The organism is Planctomycetota bacterium (assembly GCA_035384565.1).
Taxonomy (GTDB): domain Bacteria; phylum Planctomycetota; class PUPC01; order DSUN01; family DSUN01; genus DAOOIT01.
In genome coordinates this window covers 1-7,270 of record DAOOIT010000131.1, presented here as the reverse complement: position 1 = coordinate 7,270, position 7,270 = coordinate 1, and the positions used below count along the sequence as shown (strand labels likewise).

General features: G+C 67.8%; 8 protein-coding genes. 2 read left to right on the top strand and 6 right to left on the bottom strand.

All coding sequences use genetic code 11. The features are described 5' to 3' along the window. Positions 1-116: 116 nt before the first annotated feature. Both PLE19_23565 and PLE19_23560 read right to left on the bottom strand, forming a co-directional pair. Positions 117-1,307, bottom strand: a complete 1,191-nt coding sequence (locus PLE19_23565) for a prenyltransferase/squalene oxidase repeat-containing protein (protein HPD17927.1) — start codon at positions 1,305-1,307, stop codon at positions 117-119. A gap of 144 nt (positions 1,308-1,451) precedes the next feature. Then, positions 1,452-1,994, bottom strand: coding sequence for a hypothetical protein (locus tag PLE19_23560; GenBank protein HPD17926.1), 543 nt, complete (start codon positions 1,992-1,994; stop codon positions 1,452-1,454). Between the two features lie 445 nt (positions 1,995-2,439). Here PLE19_23560 and PLE19_23555 point away from each other — a divergent pair, with 445 nt between their 5' ends. Together PLE19_23555 and PLE19_23550 are read left to right on the top strand one after the other, a co-directional pair. Further along, a complete protein-coding gene (locus PLE19_23555; GenBank protein ID HPD17925.1) occupies positions 2,440-3,744 on the top strand; it encodes a Gfo/Idh/MocA family oxidoreductase in 1,305 nt (434 codons plus the stop codon). An 81-nt stretch (positions 3,745-3,825) separates the two neighbouring features. Then, the gene (locus PLE19_23550; protein HPD17924.1) at positions 3,826-5,052 is read left to right on the top strand and encodes an MFS transporter; all 1,227 of its coding nucleotides are present in this window, start codon (positions 3,826-3,828) and stop codon (positions 5,050-5,052) included. An 8-nt stretch (positions 5,053-5,060) separates the two neighbouring features. On the opposite strand, the gene dut is transcribed toward PLE19_23550, so the two are convergent. The 4 genes from dut to PLE19_23530 form a co-directional block, all read right to left on the bottom strand. After that, entirely contained in the window at positions 5,061-5,513 is a 453-nt protein-coding gene (gene dut, locus PLE19_23545; GenBank protein HPD17923.1) for a dUTP diphosphatase, read from the bottom strand. 2 nt (positions 5,514-5,515) lie between these two features. Further along, positions 5,516-6,532, bottom strand: coding sequence for a thioredoxin-disulfide reductase (gene trxB, locus PLE19_23540; GenBank protein ID HPD17922.1), 1,017 nt, complete (start codon positions 6,530-6,532; stop codon positions 5,516-5,518). 79 nt (positions 6,533-6,611) lie between these two features. Continuing rightward, complete coding sequence (locus PLE19_23535; GenBank protein HPD17921.1) at positions 6,612-6,872, bottom strand: hypothetical protein; 261 nt, start codon at positions 6,870-6,872, stop codon at positions 6,612-6,614. A 9-nt stretch (positions 6,873-6,881) separates the two neighbouring features. Beyond that, positions 6,882-7,085: a hypothetical protein gene (locus PLE19_23530; GenBank protein HPD17920.1), complete on the bottom strand. Its 204-nt coding sequence runs from the start codon at positions 7,083-7,085 to the stop codon at positions 6,882-6,884. Positions 7,086-7,270 lie beyond the last annotated feature (185 nt).

Below are 7,270 nucleotides of genomic sequence, written 5' to 3'. Positions count from 1 at the left end.
GCAGGCGTTGTCGCACGTCGTCAGCGATGCTCTCCGTTGCATCGCCTCCTCCGTGTTCCTAGCCTGCGGCCGGAATCGCGGGCGTCGCAGTCCCACGCGGATTCTTGGACAGGCTCCTAGTCGTGCGCGAGTACGGCGCGGCACTCGGCGAGGGCCGAGAGCATGTATGCCGTGGCGAGGACGCGGTCGTTCTCCATCCAGCGCATGGCGGTGTTGATCCAGGAGCCGTCGGGCTCTTGCAAAGAGATGATCTTCTCCGCTAAGTCTTTTGCCCATATACGCTTAGTGCCATCTGGCAAGGTGAGTTCCTGCGAGTGGAGAAGCGAGAGCGCCTTGGCCATCGAAAGATAGTAGTAGAAGAGGCCCTGGAGCTTCTGGTCGCCCTCCATTCCGGGGTTGTTGTCGAGGGTGTAGTTCTCGGTGATCCACTTCTGGGCGGCCTGGACCCTCGGGTCGTCGGGCTTGAGGCCCACGAGAAGGTAGCCACGGAGAAGAGCGTAAGTCATTGAGCCGTAAGACCTATAGATGACTTTGCCATCGGCCAGTTTGATCACGCCGGCCTTGGATGAGCCGGGGTAGTAAATGCCGCCGCCGTCGTTGCCGGCCCAGGGCTGGTCGTTGGATTCCGAGCGGTTCTGGCAGCGCTGGAGGAATGCGAGGCAGTTCTTGAACGCCTCGGAGTCCTCGCTAAGTCCCGCCTGTTTCAAGGCTTCGAGCGTGAACTGCGTGTTCGAGAGGTCGCCGCGCTTGTCGCTGTTATAGCCCCAGCTCCCGGCATCCACGCCCTCCTTGTTCTGGATGCTGAGGAGGAAGCCCTTTGCCTTCTCGATGATGGCCTTGTGGGCGTCGGTGCCGGTGAGGCGGTCGTAGGTCACGAGCGCGGAGATGGCGGCGCTGGTCTGGTAGTTCGCGAGACCCTGCTCGCCTGGGGTGTTGATCGAGCCGTCCGGCTGTTGCATGGAGGCGATGTACGCAATGGCCTTCTTCACGGCCGGATCGTTGCAAAGTGCTTTGGCGTCTGGAGATGAGAGGATGCCTGACAGGGCGAGAGCGGCCTTCCCGACTTCGGCCGGACCGCCGAAGGTGCCGTCGTCCTTCTGCTGCTTGAGGAGCCACTGAGCACCTGTGTGAGCCGTTGCGTCCGCCTTCTTGAGGAGGGCGGCGAGGTCAGGAGTTGTCGCGGCGACGGTCTTCGAGGGCGTGGCCGGCGCAGGCGGCGGAGGCGTCCTTGCCTGCTTCTCCTCCGACGAGCAGCCGAGGAGCGTGAGGGCGATGGGAAGCGCCAGCGCTCGGGTCAAGGTACGCATCAGGCCTGTTCTCCTCTTGATGTTAGAAAACTGATGATGAGCTACCCTTCGCAACCTGTGTGCCAGACGCCCGGCTGAACAGGCAATTGTGTAAGGCATTGGCTGTGAACATCTTATGCAACTCGAATCGCGCGAGTGGGCGCTTCACGTGGTGCGGTGTGGACAAGAAGTGTCCAGTGTGCGGACGCTTAGTGACCTGTTGCGGAGCGTTGTGGCGAGGGCCAGGGCCGCGGAGCCGGGAGCCCCGTAGGCTGCGGCGAGCAGGAGCGAGCGAAGCCAGGCCGCGCCGACCGAGGCCAGCGGGTACTGGAAGCCGTAGTAGATGATCACTGACCACTCGTAGAGATGCTCGCTGCGGAGCGGATCGGCTTCCAGAATCGAGCCGCCGGCGATGAGCCAGGGATTCGTCCAGAGCACGGCGTCAATCGCCAGCATGCGTGCGGCCTCGCCGGACGCGAACTCGACGAGAGAGTTGGCGATGAAGATCTGCCCCAGCATGAACAGCGCGACGAGCGTGCCCAGGAACTGTGCCTGGGCCGCCCGGAGGCCGGCGACGTGCAGGGCCGTTGTGAGCGAGGCAATGAGCCATGCGAACGCGAGGAGGAAGAGATGTGCCCACGCGAGCGGAAGGAGCCCAACGCCGCCTCGAACTGCGGCGGCAACCAGGGCGAGGCCGAGGGCTGCCATTGCGCAAAGCGGCAAAACGATGAGCCGGACGAGTCGCTCCCGTCCCCGCGCGGCCAGGAGCGGGGCGGACAGTCCGAGCCCCACAGCTTCCACGGCCAGCAGGCAAAGCGCCAGCCGCGGCCCTTGTTTCCCGCCGGGAGGGGAGGGGAACAGAACCGCCGCGGCCGACACTGCTGCGAGGTAAAGCCCCACGACCGCGTAAGCCGAACGCCACGGCACACTGCCAGAAGCCCCAGGGATGCACTGCGACATGATCCAGCCCGACGCCATGTCCCGGGATTCCGAAGCGCCGCCGCCAGACAGTATAGGAGGGGGAGCGGGGGAGTCAAGGGCTGCGCCACTGACGCGCCCGACACGCCGCTTGACAAGCTTCGCAAAGGGGAGTACCGTGTTGCCGGCTTGAGGAGTCGCGTCCGGGGAGAGTGAGCTGCCAAGGAGAGCGCCGATGAGCAGGTGGGCCACGATGTCGAGGCGGGGCTTCATGAAGTCCGCAGGCGCACTAGGCGCCGCGGTGGGCGGGCTGACGATCCTGGGCGCGTCGGCGCGCGGGCAGGCGGCGAAGGCGTTCAAAGTCGGCCTCATCGGCTGCGGCGGACGCGGGCGGGGCGCCATCGGCGACATCTCGAACGCGGGCAAGGCGCTGAACGTGGACATTCAGGTCGTGGCCCTGGCCGATGCGATGCCGGACCGTGTGGCCGCGGCGCGCGAGGGCGTGAAGGCCCGAGGCCAGGAGTTGCCGGACAGCCGCTGCTTCTCGGGCTTCGATGCCTACAAGAAGCTGCTCGACACGGACGTGGAGATCGTGCTGATGTGCACGTCGCCCAACTTCCGTCCCGCGCACTTCGAGGCGGCGGTGAAGGCGGGCAAGCACGTGTTCGTCGAGAAACCGGTGGCCGTGGATGCGCCCGGCTGCCGGCGCATGCTGGCGGCTGGCCAGGAGGCGGCCAAGAAGGGCCTCGGCGTGCTGGCCGGCACGTGTCTGCGCCATGACAAAGGCTACGGCGCCCTGCACCAGCTCATCGCCGAGGGCGCGATCGGCCGCGTGATGGGCGGCACCACCTACTACTGCACGGCGCGCCTCTGGTCGCGCCCGCGCGCGGAGGGCATGACGGACGCCGAGTACATGGTGCGCAACTGGGCCAACTTCGCGGGAATGTCGGGCGATCACATCGTGGAGCAGGACGTGCACACGATCGACATGCAGAACTGGTGCGTGGGGGCCACCCCCATCGCGGTCGTGGCTATCGGCGGGCGCCACCGCCGCGTGACCGGCGACCAGTACGACAGCTTCAGCGTGGACTACGAGTATCCGAACCAGATCCACGTCCATAACATCTGCCGCCAGATCAACGGCTGCTGGAGCTGGGGCAACGGCGTGCACCTCGTGGGCGAGAAGGGCTGGGCGCGCATCGGCGCCGGCGTGACGCTCTGGGACGGCACGAAGGTGAAGGCCCCCGACGTGCCGATGCAGGGCAGCATGTACATCCAGGAGCACTGCGCGCTGCTCAAGAGCCTGCTCGACGGCAAGCCTGTGAACGACGTGAAGGACGTGACGGAGAGCACGCTCTCGGCCATCATGGGCCGCGACGCCGCCTACACCGGCCGGCGCATCGAGTGGAAAGAGTACATGGACCCCGAGGCCAAGTCGGACCTCTACGACAGGGCGTACGCGACGACGTCGGAGGACTTCGAGGCGGGCAAGGTGGTGGCCCCGAAGGACGACGTGGTGCCGATCCCCGGGAAGGCCTGAGGAGCCGGGCTTGCCGATTTCCGATTGCCGATTGGCTGAGAGCCGCCATCCCCATTCCGCAATCCGCAATCGGACTCGCCGATGAGTTCGTGGAAGAGGACTTTCCACGCCGCCTTCGCGGCCCAGGTCTGCTCGATCCTGGGCTTCTCGCTGGCCATGCCGTTCATGCCGTTCTACATCCGGCAGCTCGGCATCACCCAGGAGGCGGCGGTGGCGTGCTGGTCGGGGGTCGTGAACGGCGCGGCCGGGTTCACGATGGCCCTCTTCGGGCCGCTGTGGGGCATGGTGGCGGACCGCGTGGGGCGGCGGCCCATGGTCCTGCGCTCCATGTACGGCGGCGTGCTGGTCCTCCTGTTGATGGCGATCGCGCAGAACGTCTACCAGCTTCTGGCCTTCCGGCTGCTCCAGGGGGCGCTGACGGGGACGATCGCGGCGCTGGTGGCGCTGGTGGCGAGCGAGGCCCCGCGCGAGCGGGCCGGGTATGCCCTGGGCGTGATGCAATCGGCCGTGTTCGTGGGCTTCTCGGCCGGGCCGCTGATCGGGGGGCCGCTGGCCGATGCCCTGGGCTATCGCGTGATGTTCGCGCTCTCGTCGCTGCTGTTGCTGGCGGGCGGGCTGCTGGTGCAGTTCGGCGTGCGGGAGCGGTTCGCGGCGGCCTCGGGGTCGTCGCGGCCCGAGCGCGACGGCTTTCGGGCGGTGCTCGCGGCCCAGGGGTTCATCGCGGCGGTGCTGGTGTTGTTGAGCCTTCGGTATGCCAACTCCATTTCGGCTCCCACGTTCGCGCTGTTCGTCGAGCAGATGTACGGCCAGGGGAGGCTCACGAACACGGTCGTCGGCGCACTGAACGCCGTGGGCGGGTTCTCGGCGGCCGTGGGCGCATTCCTGCTGGGGAACCTGAGCGACCGGTGGGGGCACAAGCGCCTGCTGGTGGCCTCGTGCGTGTTCGGGAGCCTTGTGTCGCTGGGCTACGTCTTCGTGGGCGGCGTGTGGCAGCTCGGGGCGCTGCGGCTGCTCTTCGGGCTGGGCGCCGCGGGCATTCTGCCCGCCGCCAACGCCATCATCCGGCATATCACGGAAGACCACAACATGGGGCGGGCCTACGGGCTCACGACCTCGGCCAATTCGCTCGGCTGGATGCTCGGCTCCCTGTCCGGCGGCGAGGTGGCCGCGATCTACGGCCTTCGCGCGCCCTTCGTGTTGATGGCGATAGGGATCGGCCTGGCCGGTCTGCTGGTGGTGTGCTTTGTGCGCAAGGACCCGCCGCGGAAGCCGGGAGCGCCCGGAGGAGAGCCGATCGCGGCGAGCTGAGCCGGCGGCTACTTGACCCCCGTGTGCCCGAAGCCGCCGGCCGCGCGGGCCGTGTCGGGGAGCGTCTCCTGCGGCACGAGCGCGGCGCGCACAACCCGCTGGGCGACGAGCTGGGCGATGCGCATGCCCCGCTCGACGGTGAACGGCTGGCGGCCCACATTGCCCAGGATCACGCAGACCTCGCCGCGGTAATCGCTGTCAATGGTGCCGGGCGCGTTGACCACGGTGAGGCCGTGCTTGAGTGCGAGGCCCGAGCGCGGGCGCACCTGGACCTCGTAGCCCGGCGGAATCGCCATAGTGAGGCCGGTGGGGATCAGCTTCACCTCGCCCGGGGCGATGGCCACCGGCGCGTCCACGGCCGCACACACGTCCATTCCGCTCGCGTGCTCGCTCATGTACTTGGGCAGCGGCACGTCCTCGGTGCCCGGCTTGCGGGTGAAGTGAATCTCGATGTCGCTCATCGCTACTCCAGACTCTCGATGTACTGTTTGGCGGCGATGGCGGCCGAGCAGCCGAAGCCGGCCGCGGTGACCGCCTGGCGCCACACGGCGTCCTCGCAGTCGCCGGCGGCGAAGATGCCGGGCACGTTCGTCTCCTTGCGCGCGTTCACCTTCACGAAGCCCTGCCCGTCCAGCTCGCACACGCCTCGGAGGAAGCCGGTGTTGGGCGTGGTGCCGATGAGGATGAAGCAGCCCTGGGCGGCCAGTTCGCCTTCTTCGTTGGTCTTCAGGTTCCTGAGCCTGACCTTCTCGACCACGTCGCCGCCGAGGATCTCGGTGACCACGGTGTCCCAGATGAACTTCATCTTGGGGTTCTTGCGCGCGCGCTCCTGGATGATCGGGTCGGCGCGGAGCCGGTCGCGGCGGTGCACCAGGGTGACCTGCCGGGCGAACCGGGTGACGTAGTTCCCCTCGTCCACGGCCGTGTTGCCTCCGCCCACGACCACGACGTCCTTGTTCCTGAAGAACGGTGCGTCGCACGTGGCGCAGTACGACACGCCTCGGCCGCGCAAGCGGTCCTCGCCCGGCACGCCCAGCCGCTTGGGGTCGGCCCCCGTGCACACGAGCACGGCCTTGCAGCGCAGGTCGCCGCCGTCGGTGTGCACGACGCGCACCACCGGGTCGCTGGCCGAGATGCCGTTCACCTGCGCCGAACGCACATCGGTGCCGAACCGCTGGGCCTGCTTGAGGAAGCGGTCCATCAGGTCCGGCCCCTGGATGGGGTCAATGAATCCGGGGTAGTTCTCGACCTCGTGGGTGGTGGCGAGCTGGCCGCCGGGGTCGAGCTTGTCGAGCAGGATGGTCTTGAGGGCGGAGCGGGCGGCGTAGATGGCGGCGGTGAGGCCGGCGCAGCCGCCGCCGATGATGACGACGTCGGCGTCCAGAGCTTCGGGCATGTCGGCGTTCTCCCTCTGTAGCGCGCCACGATTCAGGATCGAGCCATCGGTCGTAGGCGGGACCTCCCTGTCCCGCGTCCCCATTCTTCGCGGGGCAGAGGCGCCCCGCCCACACCTCCCTGCCGCCTCGCGCGCCGTTCGATCCGGAATCGTGGCGAGTTGTCTAGGCGGCTCGTTGGAGGCGGCGCATGGGCGTGTTGCAGCAGCGCGGGGTGAGCGGGCCGGCGCCCTCGCGGATCACCATGAGCTGCGAGCCGCACACCGGGCACACGTAGATGGTGTGGCCGATGGCCAGCGGCTGCATGGGCACGTTGCAGCAGCGCGGGGTGAGCGGGCCCACGCCGCGGTAGATCACGCTGATCTCGGCGCCGCACACGGGGCAGCGGTAGACCTGGCCGGGCACGTTGCGAGGGGTGGGGGCCATCGGGGCTTCCTACTTGTCGGCGAGAGTGTCGGGCTGTTCCACGCGGACCATCGGCTGCCCGCAGCAGATGGGCTCGAGGGTGCCGATGCCGCCCTTGGTGACCATGATGATGGTCGAGCATTTCTGGCAGCGGTAGGCCTTGCCCACGTGGATCGTCCACGCACGCGTCCACTCCTCCGCGGTCCACTCGGGATACATCTCGGCTTCGGCCATCGTGGGAATGCCTCCTGACAATGAGATCGCGCTACAGCAGCCAGCCTATTATAGCATGAGCGCGAAGCGGCGCCAGAGGATTTCGGCGGCGGCGCCGCCGCTTGCGCCCGACGGCCCGGTCGCCTATAATCGGGCGGGTGCATGGCATGCCGGCCCCTGTTCTGGCCAGGGAACCCCGTGGGGAC

Coding starts and splice junctions, on each gene's coding strand:
- PLE19_23535 (HPD17921.1), bottom strand. CDS start 6,872: ATGGCCCCCACCCCTCGCAACGTGCCCGGCCAGGTCTACCGCTGCCCC.
- PLE19_23560 (HPD17926.1), bottom strand. CDS start 1,994: ATGGCAGCCCTCGGCCTCGCCCTGGTTGCCGCCGCAGTTCGAGGCGGC.
- trxB (HPD17922.1), bottom strand. CDS start 6,532: ATGGGGACGCGGGACAGGGAGGTCCCGCCTACGACCGATGGCTCGATC.
- dut (HPD17923.1), bottom strand. CDS start 5,513: ATGAGCGACATCGAGATTCACTTCACCCGCAAGCCGGGCACCGAGGAC.
- PLE19_23530 (HPD17920.1), bottom strand. CDS start 7,085: ATGGCCGAAGCCGAGATGTATCCCGAGTGGACCGCGGAGGAGTGGACG.
- PLE19_23555 (HPD17925.1), top strand. CDS start 2,440: ATGAGCAGGTGGGCCACGATGTCGAGGCGGGGCTTCATGAAGTCCGCA.
- PLE19_23550 (HPD17924.1), top strand. CDS start 3,826: ATGAGTTCGTGGAAGAGGACTTTCCACGCCGCCTTCGCGGCCCAGGTC.
- PLE19_23565 (HPD17927.1), bottom strand. CDS start 1,307: ATGCGTACCTTGACCCGAGCGCTGGCGCTTCCCATCGCCCTCACGCTC.